This is a genomic window from Sphingobacterium sp. WOUb80 (genome assembly GCF_050058145.1).
Taxonomy (GTDB): Bacteria; Bacteroidota; Bacteroidia; order Sphingobacteriales; family Sphingobacteriaceae; genus Sphingobacterium.
Genome location: NZ_CP165617.1, coordinates 2,704,855 through 2,720,649 on the forward strand (window position 1 = coordinate 2,704,855; position 15,795 = coordinate 2,720,649).

The window sequence follows — 15,795 nt, forward strand, 5'->3', positions numbered from 1 at the left end:
CATATTTCAAATGAAAATTTAAAATTACTATTTTTGATTATGCTCAAAAGATCCTTTTTACCTTTAGTAAACTCCACGACAGAAATACTCATCCTTGGCTCTTTGCCTGGAGACAAGTCTTTGGCAGAAAATGAATATTATGCACACCCACAAAATCGATTCTGGAAAGTAATCACCTCTTTGTTTAATGCGCCGGAACAAACAAATTATACGGAGAAGATAGATCTATTATTCAAAAACAACATCGGTCTTTGGGATGTTTGCGCAGAAGCCTCTCGCCCCGGGAGTATGGATCTAGCCATACAAAATGAAGTTCCGAATCAGATTGTTGAGCTGCTAAAAGCCCACCCTAAAATCACACAAATTATTTTTAACGGGCAAAAAGCGCACAGTTTATACGTAAAGCATTTCAACAAAAGAGAGGACATTATTTACAGATGCTTGCCTAGCACAAGTCCAGCCAATGCGAAAAGTAATCTCGAAAATCTAATTAAACAATGGTGCGTAATAATAAGTGATTAAATTACACGAATTAGATTCGTTAATTCAGTCCTATTGCTTATTTTTGCCCTAAGATGTCAGATTTAAAATACAATCAACGAGGCGTATCCGCAGGGAAAGAGGATGTGCACAATGCGATAAAAAATATAGATAAGGGTCTGTTTCCCAAAGCATTTTGCAAAATAATTCCAGATATTTTGGGTGGAGACCCAGACTGGTGTAATATTATGCATGCTGATGGTGCTGGCACCAAATCTTCATTGGCGTATGTCTATTGGAAAGAAACCGGTGATATTTCAGTTTGGAAAGGTATCGCACAAGATGCAATTATCATGAATATTGATGACTTGCTTTGCGTGGGCGCCATCGATAACATTCTTTTATCCTCAACGATTGGCAGAAATAAGAATCTTATTCCTGGTGAAGTGATTGCTGAAATCATCAATGGTACAGAAGAGATTCTGGCGGAACTTCGGGAGTTGGGAATTGGCATCTATTCTACAGGAGGTGAAACTGCCGACGTTGGCGACCTTGTTCGTACCATCATTGTTGATAGTACAGTAACCTGTCGGATGAAACGTGAAGATGTTATTTCAAATCATCGCATCAAGGGCGGTAACGTCATTGTTGGCTTAGCATCGAATGGAAAAGCAACATATGAACAGTCGTACAATGGCGGAATGGGTTCCAATGGACTAACTTCTGCACGTCATGATGTATTTAACAAAAAAGTAGCTGAAAAATATCCTGAAGCGTATGATCCAGCTGTTCCTTACGAACTAGTTTTCGCGGGAAGCCAAGATCTTACAAATGAAATCGAAGTTGAAACCGGAGAAAAAATAACTGCGGGTAAGCTTGTTCTTTCAGCGACGCGTACTTATGCGCCTGTTATCAAACAAATACTAGACAAGTATCGTTCTCAAATTGACGGGATGGTACATTGCTCTGGTGGAGCGCAAACAAAGGTCTTACACTTTGTGGATAATGTGCACGTCATCAAAGATAATCTTTTCCCGATCCCACCGCTTTTTGAATTAATACAGAAAGAATCCAATACAGACTGGAAAGAAATGTACAAAGTATTCAATATGGGACATCGTATGGAATTATATGTACCTGAATCGATTGCATCGGATATCATTGCTATTTCAGAATCATTTGGCATTCCGGCTCAAATCATAGGTCGCGTGGAAGAATCTACTGCTAAAAAAGTTACTATAACCTCTCCTTACGGAGAATTTATCTACGAATAAAAGATTTTCATCCCTGTCCCCTGCTTATACATGGGACAGGGCTATTTTTTCAATTTGGTATAAATGAAAGAAAAACTTCTTGTGGGCTGGAAAGAGACCCTTGATTTACCTGAATTGGGAATATATGGTATAGAAGCAAAAGTCGATACCGGTGCTGCTTCTTCAGTCCTACACTGTAATTCGTACAAAATCATTCATGAAGATGGTCAAGACTGGATTATCTGCGAACTCATCATTAATTTTGAGACCGAAGAGACAAAAACTTTAAAATTAAAGCTCTATAAAACAAAATTGGTTAAAAGCTCTTTTGGTCAAGAAGAGAAGCGATTTTACATCCGTACCACAGCAACATTGTACGACCAAGTGTTTGGCATTAAGATATCCTTTAGAAATCGATCCCAAATGACCTACCCTATGCTTTTGGGGAAAAATTTTTTATATAAAAGGTTTTTGGTTGATGTTTCCAAGGAAAATCTCTCCGTGAAGGCCTTGGCAAAATAAAAACAAATAGCCAAGCTATTTTGTTATCTTAGCACAAAATATACTCAATATACAAATCGTGAAAATTGCCGTATTATCGACAGTAAAGAGTTTATACTCAACTCGTCGTCTCGTAGAAGCCGCACAACAAAGAGGACACGAATGCGTTGTCATCGACCACAGTAAATGTTATGTAGGTATTCAACAAGGTAAACCCAGTATTCATTACAAAGGACAGGATCTGAGTGATATCGATGCCATTATTCCGCGGATAGGAGCATCGGTAACATTTTACGGATCAGCTATTGTTAGACAATTTGAAGTGATGGATGTTATTTCCGCCAATCCCAGCCAGGCAATTACGCGATCTCGGGACAAATTGAGGTGCCTGCAGATTTTATCCGGTGCAGGAATCGGACTCCCAATTACGGGATTTGCACGTACAGCTTCCGACGTAGATGACCTGATTAGCATGGTTGGTGGAGCTCCATTAGTTATCAAATTATTAGAAGGAACCCAGGGTATTGGAGTTGTTCTTGCTGAGACAAAGAAAGCCGCTTCATCCGTTATCGAAGCATTTTACGGCCTCGGTAATAACATTCTGATCCAAGAGTTCATCAAAGAGTCTAAAGGATCTGATATCCGCGCATTCGTGGTGGACGGCAAAGTTGTTGGTGCCATGAAACGTACGGCAAAAGAAGGCGAATTTAGATCAAATATCCATCGAGGTGGTACCGCACAAATTATCCGTTTAAGTAAGGCTGAGAAAGACACAGCGATTGCCGCTGCCGCTCAATTAGGGCTTACGGTATGTGGCGTCGATATGATCCCTTCTGATCGCGGCCCTTTAGTACTCGAGGTTAATTCATCTCCAGGTTTGGAAGGGATTGAGAAAGCAACCAAAAAGGATATCGCCTCCGAAATAATACAATACATTGAAAGACAATACGAGTTAAAGCAAGCTCAGATGCCTAAAGTTGTCAAGAAAAAGAAAAAAAGAGAAAGTAAATTATAAGATTACCGAATTAGCAACGAAAAAGGGTGTCCGAATATACGGACACCCTTTTTCGTTCCCAAATAACCTAGACTCTACTAAAGTCAAATTCTAATACTCCTTAAATTCGCCTACCATTACGTCCAATTTTTACTTATCTTAGGCTAAATTATGAATTAATGAAAAGATTTAGCCATCTTCTATTTGCCTTTGTACTCGTACTAGCTGCATTTTCCTGGTCTTTCAGCCAAACAACTATCCAAAAAACAGCATCACCAAATTGGCTCCGCCCCACTACAAAAAAGGCTATAAAGCCAAATTTGGATGATATTAGTGATGGATATTACTTTGAGTTAATCGAACATCAAATAAACTTAGCTACCCAAACAAAGTATTATAAGGACATAAAAGTTCTGTTTGATCAGACTGGAATCGAAAATCTGGGACAAGTTCAGGTAACCTTTGACCCTCATTTTCAAAAACTTCAACTACATGAGTTAAAGGTTATTCGCAACGGCAAAGATATTAACCTATTACCGCAGGCAAAATTTAAGCTCCTTGCCTCCGAAACGGAGCTTTCGAGATCCATCTACAACGGAAGTCAAATGGCCCATTATGTTTTGGAGGATCTACGTAAAGACGACAAGATTGTATTTGCTTATTCAATAATAGGTGCAAATCCCGTATTTGAACAGAAATTTTTCGACAGCTATTACTTACAGGGATACGAACCTACAGGTCTGGTCCATCTCAACTATATTGTACCCAGTGGTCGCAAACTTCAGTTTAAGAGTTTCAATGGCGCACCTGAGGTACAGCAACAGTCAACAGGAAATGCAACAAATTTTTTCTGGGAGCTGACGGCGGACAAGACGGTTCAGTACGAAGATTATAGCCCGTCATGGTACAGCCCTTTAAAATATATCCAATGCTCGGAATTCAATACCTGGCAGGAAGTTGATCAATGGAACCGTAAAATTAATCCCATTCCACAAATAGCAACGACAAGTACACTCCAAACCTTCGTCAATCAACTTTGGAAAGAGTCCAATGGGCAACCCTATGCGTACCTGAAAAAGGCCTGCGACTTTGTACAAAATGAGATACGCTATATGGGCATTGAGATGGGAGAATATTCGCACCGGGCCAATGTTCCAGAAAAAGTATTTTCCCAGCGCTACGGCGATTGTAAAGATAAATCAATGCTGCTGGCCACAATGCTCAAAAACAAGAATATTGATGTAGGACTCGTATTAGCCAATACCTATAAGAATAGAGGCCTGCAGGAAGAACTCCCCTCGCCTTATGCTTTCAACCATATGGTTATTGAAGTTAATATTGGTGGACGTTCCCAATATATTGACCCAACCATAACTAATCAGGGTGGAGATATCAAAAACAGGTATTTCCCACCTTATGGGAAAGTACTCTCCACTATGGGTAGTGGAAAGCTCATAGACGTACCACAGCGTGTTACCGGCAATATTAAAGTCAAGGAAATCTTGACAATGGAAGGCAAATTTGAGGCTACCCTTGATGTCCACACAACTTATGTTGGAAATGAAGCGGACGATATGCGTACTTATTTTCAAAGTAGTGCCAAAAATGATATACAGAAGCAATACTTGGAGTATTATACCAAGATCTATCCGAAGATCAATAAAATCGGTCATATACAATACAAAGATGATTTGGAGAACAATATTGTGGAGATCATCGAAAAGTATAAAATAAAAAACATTGGAAAGACGGAAAGCGGATCTACTAAAAAATATATTCCTTTGTTGGGAACAAATATCAATGACAAGCTTCCAGAGATTATGGAGGATCGTATTGCTCCCCTAAGCCTTTCTTTTCCAACAGATCTAAATTACGAAATGTATATTGTCAACAAAGGGAAAAAGGAATTTGGTAATTATAGAGACAATAGTTATTTCGACCGAACTGCGTATGTTTTCGGCAAAACATTGGAAGTAGAGCAGGATAGTATTAAGGTTGCATACACGTTAAGTTTCCACGAACCCTTTGTCGAACAAAAAGACCTGAAACAGTATTATACAGATTTTGCAGATCGTGATAATATCTTTTATAATGGCTTCTATCTTGACAATGATGGATATGTAACAGATGGGCTACCTCGCTTAGGAACACCTTCTTCAGTCAATGAAATTAATTGGTTTTCATTAATTCTATTCATTCTTTTGTTATCATCTTTCCTTTGGTTTATTGCAAAAAAATACAATAAAAGCAAACCTTTTATCATAAAACCCCATAACGAAACATATCATGACCAAATTGGAGGGTGGATGATTTTTTTACTTCTTTTAATAGTTACGAGCATATTTACCAAATTCACTTTTCTTTTCTTTAGGGAATCCTTTTTTAACCTTAATACCTGGCGGGCGATAGACCATATCGATGGAGGTGCACCGACATTCTATAAAATGCTACTCATATCTGAAATGACAGCTCATCTTTTTATTCTGATCGGCTTGGTCTATAGTTTTATACTTATGATCAAAAAAAGGGATATTTTTGCCCAGACGTTTTTTCTAGTTACTTTGTTTATGGCTATATTCTATCTCGTCCATGCAATAGGATACCATTATATGTCCAAACAATATATGGGTAACATGGAGGATTCATTTTCAAATTATACAGATCATATCAGAGCAATCCTTTTCTTCTGCATTTGGGGAACTTATGCCTATAAATCAGAACGCATAAAAGGCACTTGTGTTCGGACATATCAGAACGATGAGATTATTCAGAAGGCTGCGACAGCGCATCCCTTTAATCAAGATTTTCTAAAGCCTTATTCAATTATAGAGCAAGGAAAAAATAATGATAATAAAGAGTTTAGTCCTCAGAGTAACAAAATAGATCCTACTCATCCTGATGATCTTCAAGATAAACCATAGCTACCATCTCGCATAAAAAAGGGTTTTGTATATTATTTACAAAACCCTTTTTTATGGAAATCTGACTTACATTATTTCATTTTCATCACCATGTTATCAGCACCTTCTGTAGACACTTTTGCCTGACCGGATTTGTTTTTTGTAGACTTATAATGAACATGATTTTTGACTCCTTCAATTTGAACAGTCTCTAGTGAACCAATATTCACCATATTTCCAGCCCCTTCGATGGTCACCATGGCAACATCATTGCCCGTTACCGTATTCCCCTTGCCTTCAATAATCAATTTGCTCACATTGCCACGTATCACAATCTTATTATCTGCACCTTCTATTTGGACGGTTTCACCACCTTTGGCTTCTATCGTGCGCGTATTTCCTACCCCTTCAATCGAGATCACTTTACCTTGTTGATTAGTTATTTTGGATATTTTTGGTACCAAATCAGTTCCCTTGGCCATAACCATACCTCCTATTAAAAGAAGTGAAAATCCAAATGCGATTGCTCTTGTTTTCATAATTGCTTGTTTTCCAAAGAACGATACAAAAATCAAACCTAATTTCAAATCAAAAAGGATTGTTAGCTATAATTTAATAATTCAATTGCGCTAAGGTATGATCGGTGAGATAAGTAATAAAATGAAATCTATCCTTGTATTGAATTTACGCGCTACGTAACGTCCAAAAAAAGATACAGCATCTGACTATTTGATATAACAAAAAAGGAGCCTCAAAGGCTCCTCTAATATCTCTAACAAATTGATAACGGATTAAAAACTCTATTTTACTGCGTCTACAACTGCTTTGAAAGCTTCTGGGTTATTTAAAGCTAAGTCAGCTAAAACCTTACGGTTCAAACCAATGTTTTTAGCATTTAATTTACCGATCAATTGGGAATAAGAAATTCCGTGTTGACGAGCTCCAGCGTTGATACGTTGAATCCATAAAGCTCTAAACTCGCGTTTTTTGGTTTTACGATCGCGGTAAGCGTATTGTAAACCTTTTTCTACTGTATTTTTAGCAATAGTATAAACTTTGCTACGTGATCCAAAGTAACCTTTTGCAAGGCCTAGGATTTTTTTGCGTCTTCTTCTAGAAGCTACTGCGTTAACCGAACGTGGCATATTTTTAAAATTAGTTTGGTAGAAGGTGCCATGTATTTCAATGAACTTACAACCTTATACCCGGTTAAAAAATTATTATTAAATAAATCGAATAAAACTTATTTACCGATAGCAAGCATACGTTTTACGTTGCCCATATCGCCATCAGATACATAACTTGTTTGTGTTAAGTTACGTTTACGTTTTGTGCTCTTTTTTGTCAAGATGTGGCTTTTGAAAGCATTTTTTCTTGCAATTTTACCTGTTCCAGTCAATTTGAAACGTTTCTTTGCGCTGGAATTGGTTTTAACTTTTGGCATAATACTTATAAATTTTATATCAATCTGTTAGAATTCTTATTATTTTTTAGGAGCCTTTGGAGCTACTGTCAAAAACATGCGTTTACCTTCCAATTTTGGTAAAAGCTCCACCTTGCCATAATCTTCTAAGGCCTGAGCGAAGCGTAACAACAAGATTTCACCTTGATCCTTGTGTACAATAGCACGACCTTTGAAGTGTACATAAGCACGAACTTTCTCTCCACTTTCAAGAAACTTAATCGCATGCTTCAATTTGAACTCAAAATCATGCTCACCAGAGTTAGGTCCGAAACGGATTTCTTTAATAACAGTCTGTTTTGCATTAGCTTTGATTTCCTTTTGTTTCTTCTTCTGTTCGTAAACAAACTTACTGTAGTCGATAATCTTACAAACCGGCGGTACAGCATTTGGCGAAATCTCCACTAAATCAAGTTCCAACTCATCAGCCAACTCTAACGCTTTGCGCGTAGGGAAAACTCCTTGTTCCACATTATCGCCTACCAAACGTACCTCAGGTACCTTGATTAATTCATTAATGCGGTGATCTGGTTCTTTCTTTCTCATTGGTGGTCTTGGACCACCGGGTCTTTTTAATGCCAAATGTTTAAAAATTAAACGGTTATTTCCTTAATTAATATATCTCTAAATGCATCAGCGGTCATAGTTCCTAATTCCACTGAGCCATGTTTACGTACAGAAACTGTGCCATTTTCCACCTCTTTTTCCCCTACAATCAACATATAAGGAAGCTTTTTCACTTCGGCGTCTCTGATTTTTCTGCCCACTTTCTCGTCACGTAAGTCTATCAGTCCGCGAATATCGGAATTATTTAGCGAATTCAAAACATTTTGAGCATATTCTTCATATTTTTCTGACACTGGCAAGACGATAAATTGCTCAGGAGCAAGCCATAATGGAAATTGTCCAGCACAATGCTCAATCAATACAGCTACAAAACGTTCCAAAGATCCGAAAGGTGCACGATGGATCATCACAGGACGATGTTTCATGTTATCACTTCCTGTATATTCCAACTCAAAGCGCTCTGGTAAATTGTAGTCAACCTGTATAGTCCCCAACTGCCATTTACGACCCAAAGCGTCTTTTACCATAAAATCCAGTTTCGGACCATAGAAAGCCGCTTCACCATACTCCACGACTGTCGGCAAGCCTTTTTCTTCCGCGGCTTCAATAATTGCCGATTCAGCCAAGGCCCAATTTTCGTCAGTACCAATATACTTTGTACGATTCTCAGGATCACGTAACGACACTTGTGCTGTATAATCATTAAAGCCTAAGGCTCCAAAAACATAAAGGACTAAATCGATTACCTTTTTGAATTCATCTTTAACCTGATCTGGGCGACAAAATAAATGGGCATCATCCTGAGTAAATCCACGCACCCTTGTCAAACCGTGAAGCTCACCAGACTGTTCGTAACGATATACAGTACCAAACTCAGCAAATCGAACCGGTAAGTCCTTATACGAGCGTGGTTTTACTTTATAAATTTCACAGTGATGCGGACAGTTCATTGGTTTTAACAAAAACTCTTCACCTTCAATTGGAGTTTTTATTGGCTGAAATGAATCTGCGCCATATTTTTCATAGTGTCCCGAAGTTACATACAATTGTTTATGTCCAATATGCGGAGTAACAACTGGTTCATAACCAGAATTCAATTGTGCTTTTTGCAAAAAGTCTATCAGCTTTTGACGCAATGCAGCTCCTTTCGGCAACCAAAGAGGTAAACCGGCTCCAACTTTCTCAGAAAAAGCGAAAAGTTCAAGCTCTTTACCAAGTTTACGATGGTCACGTTTTTTCGCCTCTTCTATAAATTTCAAATATTCTGTAAGCTCCGAAGCTTTTGGAAAAGTAACACCATAAATACGTGTCAATTGTTTACGAGACTCATCGCCTCTCCAGTACGCTCCTGCAACATTGGTCAATTTAATCGCTTTGATAAACCCAGTATTTGGAATATGGGGACCACGGCATAAGTCTGTAAAATCTCCCTGTGTATAGAAAGTGATCTTTCCATCTTCCAGATCCTTAATCAAATCAAGTTTATACTCATCGCCTTTCTCTGTGAAATAAGCCAAAGCATCGGACTTCGAGACAGCTCTACGCTCAAATGTTTCTTTACGTTTAGCCAACTCCAGCATCTTATCTTCGATCGCTTTAAAATCGTCAGAAGAAAATTCACGATCACCAAAATCCACATCGTAATAAAACCCGGTTTCAATCGCAGGACCTATACCAAACTTAATTCCAGGATACAATGTCTCTAACGCTTCGGCCAACAAGTGTGCCGAAGAATGCCAAAAAGTAGACTTACCTTTTGTATCATTCCATGTTAGTAGCTTTACAGTAGCGTCGTTTTCAATAGCACGGGCAGAGTCCCATACTTCACCATTTACTTCTGCAGCAAGCACATTTCTTGCAAGCCCCTCTGAGATCGACAACGCAATCTCGGCAGCAGTGATTCCTTTTTGATAATCTCTTACGGAACCATCCGGTAGTGTAATTTTAATCATTTACAACTATGATCATTAAATTGTTAAAAAATAGAAAACATAAAACAACATGTACAATTATGTTATCACACTCATGCTTTCAATAAAAAAATTGTGACACAAATTTAGTAAAAATTCTAATAAAATCATAGGTTTTGGGTTATTAAAGGCATTGCTAACCAATTTCCCCACTGCCCACATAACAGATCCCAGATTTCATAAGCTATACCCCCACTTTACATGTTCATTACCATTTAGAAAACGAGCAAAATTGGATCTTACCGTTCAAAAAAACATTTCCTAACCTAATGACCATATTAACAATTGATTATTATTGAATTCTAAATTAACAGGGTATTTACAGGGGGTTAACAGGGGTATAACAGGGGTATAGCAGGGGTTAAATCCCTGTTACCCCCCTGTTATACCCCTATAAAAAGGATGTTACCTCGCTGTTAATATAGAGAATGGTATAGCCCTGGTCATATAATGGGGAATGAACTTGCGCTTTTTAGCAAGAACAAACTAAAACAAAGCACTCAAACAGGTTATATGAGCCATTATAATAAATAAAAATGACATGACTACTACTTAAAAGCCTGGACACAAATTGAGCTTCTCATTAATATTTGCTACCTTTGCAGACTGAAATTTTAACTATGTCAAATCAAGTACCAGAAGACGGAACACTATTACCCTTAATGGAAGAATTTTACACTATTCAGGGAGAGGGCTACCACACCGGGACTGCTGCTTATTTCATACGATTGGGTGGTTGCGATGTGGGCTGCCACTGGTGCGATGTAAAAGAAAGCTGGGATGCATCTATCCATCCCCTTACCACAGCAGATTCTATTATCGAAAATGCAAAGAAATATCCGGCAAAAACAGTTGTCATTACAGGGGGAGAACCTCTTATTTATAATTTAGATTACCTCACGAAGGGCCTGCATCAAGCTGGCATTAAAACATTTATAGAAACATCTGGTGCCTATCCTTTAAGCGGTGAATGGGATTGGATATGCTTATCTCCCAAAAAATTCAAAGCACCACGCAAAGATGTATTAGCTGCTGCTGGTGAACTTAAAGTTATCGTCTTCAACAAAAGTGATTTCGCGTGGGGAGAAGAATACGCACAACTCGTTGGATCAAACTGCAGATTATACCTTCAACCTGAATGGTCAAAATCTAAAGAAATGACTCCTTCTATTATTGATTATGTAAAAGAAAACCCTAAATGGGATATTTCTCTACAAACACATAAGTTCTTGAACATTCCTTAATATTGCAAATGGAAAGTCAAGTATCAAAAAAAATGCCTTCGATATTATCGAAGGCATTTTTTTTGATAAGCAATAAATCTATATAATATACTTTAAATCATTTTACATAGGTCTTTAGAAAAGTGTCCAGAGCGAGCGTTTTCGTTTCTTCACCATCTTTCTCTCGAACCAAAACATTTCCAGCGTTATCAGCATCTAGAAATAGTAAGTTCGCCTTTAACAAAATCTTGCCGTTCTCGTCCAACAATCCAACCTTACCATTTTCGGAGAACATCAAATAACTGTCTAAAAATTTACTGATGTTTTCTTTTTTATCAAGCAGCACTTTCCCTTCCTGTGTAACCAGTCCAAAATTACCATCTTTCTGAAAAATAGCCAGTTTTTGATTCGCAGGTGTAAGCCAGTCAAATCCATCTTTATTTATCTTTTCACCCTTCTTGTCCAGCAACCAAAAATAATTATCTTTATCTGAAACAATAGCAGTTTGCTCATTAAAGTAGGCTAACGAGAAAAGGGAACAGGACAGGACTTCTTCTCCGGCCATGTTCTTGATACCATAATATTCATCATTGGTATCTTTATCTTTGACCATTGTCCATCTTAATGATTTGTCCAACGGAAAAGTGTCCTCAAATAAACTCACATCTTCTCCTTCGCTATTGCTTCCCCCTCCTGAGATATCGATTACCTTTACATTTTTAGGTAGTTGAAAATCTCCCATAGAAGATACGTTGACCACTTTTGTTGTTTCAAAACCGAGTTCATTGTTTTCACCTAAAGACAATTTGAGCACACCACCAGGCAAATCATTTATAAACGAAAATGCAGTCAAGTAATAAGTCGGCATTGCTTCCGAATACCAAACTGTTGCTATTGCTGAATCAGTCTGATTTTTTATCAATAACTTTGCTTTCTTACAGGTAATACCAGCAATCGACTCGATCTCTCCCATATCTTGCAACTGCACGTAAGGTCCTTCAGACTGCTCCAGCTTGGTACTGACAATCTTATATGAGGGACTATACGCTTCAGCAGTAACAACATCATCTCCGACCGAATACGAATATGTCTTTGCCAGCTTTCGATTTAAAATGGCGTGTGCTTTTTGATTCACTATGGTAGACGAATAATCTGCGTCAGTCAAAACCTCCACATTTCGATAAGCCATTTTTCCTTTCAAGAATGGCTCATAAAACTCTTTTGCAAATTCTGGAACTTCACTTTCAAATTTTTCAGGCGAAACTTCACCTTTAAAGACCAACTCCATCTGCCATTGCTTATCTTGCGCATAGGCCGTAGAAATTGACAATCCAAATAATAATGCAACCTTGAGTAAATTATTCATAAGAGTGAGAAATATGTAGCTAAATAACAAAAGGCAGACCAAAAAGCCTATCTTTTACGCTATTTTTTTATTTATTTGCTTTTTCCCATTCCTATTTTTATAAAACGCGAAAAAGAGTCCGCCACGCGAAAAGAATTACAACTTTATCATCTGCCTAGTTTTCACCGCTTCGTCACATGCTAAAGCTATTCGCAGACTATTAATAGCATCTTCCATCGAAGCTGAAAGATCCAAATCATCTAAAATCGCCTGTAAAAAGAATAACTGCTCCCGATTACATAGCTCCTGATGATCGGGCTCGTCAGACAAGTTGATCCATTCATCGACCTTTATAAATTCATTATTCGAATTTAAATCAGCATAATGCACCCGAAGGCTTTCTGTTTTGGTATGCGATGCGACCGAATCCGATTGACCTTCATCACTTGCTTTATTCGCTACAATGGAAACCGCACCCTTAGGCCCAAAAACATCCTTGACAAAAAAAGCATTCTGACTGACCATCGGCCCCCAACCCGCTTCATACCAACCAACAGAACCGTCCTCAAAATGTAATTGCAACTGTCCATAATTATAATTCCAAGCAGGAATCTCATCGGTTAATCGTGCACCTATTGCGGATACATACAATGGCTTGGCTCCGACCATTTGGCACATCACATCAATATAATGCACCCCACAATCGACGATGGGACTTAAGCTAGACATCAGATTTTTATGTACATTCCACATATAACCATGACTCTGTTGATTAAGATTCATACGCATGACAAGTGGCTTTCCCATCGTTTTGGAAAGTTCTATAAATTTAATCCAGGAAGGATGGTACCGCAAAATATAGCCAACAACTAATTTTCTATCATATTTCACGGCCGCATCAACAACATCCTGTGCAGAAGTCACATCCTCAGCCAACGGCTTTTCCATAAAAACATGGGCGCCCGATTGAAAGGCTTTTATAGCATAGTCTTTATGTGTGTCTGGGTATGTCGCTATACAAACAGCATCTGGTTTCGTTTCGGCAAGTGCATCTTCATAGGAGTCGAAAAGTTTATATATATTTCCTAACTCGCTATTCAGTTTACTTTTACTCTCACCTCGAGCCACTAAGCCTACGATTTCAAACCCGTCTAGATCATGATATGCTTTTGCATGGGAGGCTCCCATATTTCCACAACCTACAACTAATATTCTGATAACCTGTCGCATTAATTATTTTTTATTTAATTTAATCTTATTTCTTTAGCCCATCTAGCGCAAAAGACGAACCTGCACCGAGCACGGCTCCGGCAAGCACATCAGAAGGAAAATGTACACCCAAATACATTCTAGAATATCCCACACTACTTGCCCATAAAAGCGATGGCGCGACTACATACCATTTCGAATACGCACGCGATAGCGCAGAAGCAGTGGCAAAAGCAGAAGAAGTATGACCAGAAGGAAACGAATATCCACCTGCTGTACGAATCGATATAAAATTCGGATATTTTTTAAAGGGCCTGCTCCTTTTAAATAAATGTTTTAGACCAACATTAACTAAAGCGGTAACAGCAGTACTACTCGCAACATACAGCGCATTCTGGCGCATTGTCTTATCATCGTTCACTGCACCGGCAACCAATAAGCCAACGGGGACAGCTATCTGAACATAATTATTGATATCAGAAAGTACCTTAAAGGTTTGTGTTTGTGGTTCTGTCCTTGTTTCTGCAATAGACTCCAATATTCGAATATCCAATGTAGAAGCTGGTTTTTCCTGTCCTAAAACATGATTCTGTAGAAAACCAATCCAACCGATAACAATAAAAACTAATAATCTCATTAAATTAATCTATTTACTCGTTTATAATCCCCCAGCATAAGTATTTATACAATTTCAATCGGTCACAATCGCTTGGCCCATAACGACAGCAACATCAAACAAATTTGGGCATCCTTTCTTCAAAGTCGTTCCGACTCCCTAAAAATAAGGAAATTTACGCGAGTTGAAATATATGCTGTGATTTTTTTAAAATGAGCATCTTGCATTTCCCATTAATTTACTATACATTTGCTATCAGTTATTAATACAAACATGGTCTATACCTACGTACATCATTTTCATTTGCACCATCGCCATTGTGGCGATATGTTAATTTAATGTGTTCTTACGTAGAATACCTTCCCTCTTGTTTGATTTCTTATTATTAATAATTTACTGCTAACATTTATAAAGCGTTGAAAAATCTTAAAATTGCTATCCAAAAATCGGGTAGGTTAAACGAAAAATCTGTTCAATTACTGAAAAATTGTGGTTTAGACTTTGAGAATTATAAAAGTTCATTAATCACCACGGTAGGAAATTTCCCTTTGGAAATATTGTTTCTTAGAGACGATGACATTCCAGGCTATGTAGAACAGGGAATCGCTGACTTAGGTATTGTCGGTGAAAATATCATCGATGAAACAGAATCCAAAGTAGAGTACATCAAACGGCTTGGTTTTGGAAAATGTACGTTGAAACTAGCTATTCCCAAAGATAGCACCATCCAGGACATTAAAGACCTTAACGGCAAAGCAATCGCAACCTCTTATCCAAATATCCTAAAGAATTTTCTAGACGAGTATAAGATCAATGCAGACATCCGTTTGATATCTGGCTCAGTTGAAATTTCTCCCGGTTTGGGTCTTAGTGATGCAATCTGTGATATCGTATCGACCGGTGGAACGCTAAAAAGTAATGGTTTGAAGCCTTTTGCTGATGTTAAAAATTCAGAAGCCATATTAGTCGGAAGAAAAGGATTAGAAGGCAATGAAGTTTTAACGGAATTAGTACAACGTATTGAATCGGTTCTTTTAGCAAAAGAAACCAAATATGTCGTATTAAATGTCGAAAAGAAGAATTTGCCAGCCATTACTTCTTTATTGCACGGTGTTAAGAGCCCTACGGTTGTTCCATTGGCGGAAGAAGGCTGGGTAGCTGTACACACTGTTATCACCGAAGATGACTTTTGGGATAAGATCAATAAATTAAAAGCTGAAGGTGCCCAAGGTATCGTTGTGATGCCAATTGAAAAAATCATTCTTTAAACTTGAT

15 protein-coding genes are annotated in these 15,795 nt (G+C 38.0%); 7 read left to right on the forward strand and 8 right to left on the reverse strand.

From position 1 onward, the window contains the following. Nucleotides 1-39 precede the first annotated feature (39 nt). The 5 genes from AB1Z56_RS11430 to AB1Z56_RS11450 all read left to right on the forward strand — a co-directional run bounded on the left by AB1Z56_RS11430 (nt 40) and on the right by AB1Z56_RS11450 (nt 6,149). Nucleotides 40-522 carry a DNA-deoxyinosine glycosylase gene (locus tag AB1Z56_RS11430; RefSeq protein WP_426792086.1) on the forward strand — a complete coding sequence of 161 codons (483 nt, stop codon included), beginning with the start codon at nt 40-42 and terminating at the stop codon, nt 520-522. A gap of 53 nt (nt 523-575) precedes the next feature. Further along, nucleotides 576-1,754: an AIR synthase related protein gene (locus AB1Z56_RS11435; protein ID WP_088162186.1), complete on the forward strand. Its 1,179-nt coding sequence runs from the start codon at nt 576-578 to the stop codon at nt 1,752-1,754. 63 nt (nt 1,755-1,817) lie between these two features. Next, entirely contained in the window at nt 1,818-2,255 is a 438-nt protein-coding gene (locus AB1Z56_RS11440) for an ATP-dependent zinc protease (protein WP_426792087.1), read from the forward strand. Nucleotides 2,256-2,313: 58 nt separating this feature from the next. After that, nucleotides 2,314-3,249, forward strand: a complete 936-nt coding sequence (gene rimK / locus AB1Z56_RS11445) for a 30S ribosomal protein S6--L-glutamate ligase (RefSeq protein WP_088162187.1) — start codon at nt 2,314-2,316, stop codon at nt 3,247-3,249. 158 nt (nt 3,250-3,407) lie between these two features. Continuing rightward, on the forward strand, nt 3,408-6,149 hold the full coding sequence (locus AB1Z56_RS11450) for a DUF3857 domain-containing protein (RefSeq protein WP_426792088.1): 2,742 nt from the start codon (nt 3,408-3,410) through the stop codon (nt 6,147-6,149). Nucleotides 6,150-6,220: 71 nt separating this feature from the next. Here AB1Z56_RS11450 and AB1Z56_RS11455 read toward each other — a convergent pair whose 3' ends face one another. From AB1Z56_RS11455 to thrS, 5 genes are all read right to left on the reverse strand, one after another. Next, on the reverse strand, nt 6,221-6,667 hold the full coding sequence (locus tag AB1Z56_RS11455) for a DUF3060 domain-containing protein (protein WP_309363532.1): 447 nt from the start codon (nt 6,665-6,667) through the stop codon (nt 6,221-6,223). Between the two features lie 261 nt (nt 6,668-6,928). Next, nucleotides 6,929-7,273, reverse strand: coding sequence for a 50S ribosomal protein L20 (gene rplT, locus AB1Z56_RS11460; protein ID WP_046674462.1), 345 nt, complete (start codon nt 7,271-7,273; stop codon nt 6,929-6,931). 98 nt (nt 7,274-7,371) lie between these two features. Next, entirely contained in the window at nt 7,372-7,572 is a 201-nt protein-coding gene (rpmI, locus tag AB1Z56_RS11465; RefSeq protein WP_002993964.1) for a 50S ribosomal protein L35, read from the reverse strand. A gap of 39 nt (nt 7,573-7,611) precedes the next feature. After that, nucleotides 7,612-8,172, reverse strand: coding sequence for a translation initiation factor IF-3 (infC, locus tag AB1Z56_RS11470; RefSeq protein WP_075993338.1), 561 nt, complete (start codon nt 8,170-8,172; stop codon nt 7,612-7,614). A gap of 11 nt (nt 8,173-8,183) precedes the next feature. Then, entirely contained in the window at nt 8,184-10,109 is a 1,926-nt protein-coding gene (thrS, locus tag AB1Z56_RS11475; protein ID WP_313267069.1) for a threonine--tRNA ligase, read from the reverse strand. 638 nt (nt 10,110-10,747) lie between these two features. Here thrS and AB1Z56_RS11480 point away from each other — a divergent pair. After that, nucleotides 10,748-11,371 carry a 7-carboxy-7-deazaguanine synthase QueE gene (locus tag AB1Z56_RS11480; RefSeq protein ID WP_309363523.1) on the forward strand — a complete coding sequence of 208 codons (624 nt, stop codon included), beginning with the start codon at nt 10,748-10,750 and terminating at the stop codon, nt 11,369-11,371. Between the two features lie 97 nt (nt 11,372-11,468). Here the strand turns inward: AB1Z56_RS11480 and AB1Z56_RS11485 are convergent, their stop codons facing one another. The 3 genes from AB1Z56_RS11485 to AB1Z56_RS11495 all read right to left on the reverse strand — a co-directional run bounded on the left by AB1Z56_RS11485 (nt 11,469) and on the right by AB1Z56_RS11495 (nt 14,541). Next, nucleotides 11,469-12,716: a hypothetical protein gene (locus AB1Z56_RS11485; protein WP_426792089.1), complete on the reverse strand. Its 1,248-nt coding sequence runs from the start codon at nt 12,714-12,716 to the stop codon at nt 11,469-11,471. Nucleotides 12,717-12,851: 135 nt separating this feature from the next. Continuing rightward, entirely contained in the window at nt 12,852-13,925 is a 1,074-nt protein-coding gene (locus AB1Z56_RS11490) for a Gfo/Idh/MocA family protein (protein WP_313267073.1), read from the reverse strand. Between the two features lie 25 nt (nt 13,926-13,950). Continuing rightward, complete coding sequence (locus AB1Z56_RS11495) at nt 13,951-14,541, reverse strand: phosphatase PAP2 family protein (protein ID WP_309363517.1); 591 nt, start codon at nt 14,539-14,541, stop codon at nt 13,951-13,953. Nucleotides 14,542-14,936: 395 nt separating this feature from the next. On the opposite strand from AB1Z56_RS11495, the gene hisG reads away from it, so the two are divergent. Further along, the gene (gene hisG, locus AB1Z56_RS11500; protein WP_309363515.1) at nt 14,937-15,788 is read left to right on the forward strand and encodes an ATP phosphoribosyltransferase; all 852 of its coding nucleotides are present in this window, start codon (nt 14,937-14,939) and stop codon (nt 15,786-15,788) included. Nucleotides 15,789-15,795: the final 7 nt, after the last annotated feature.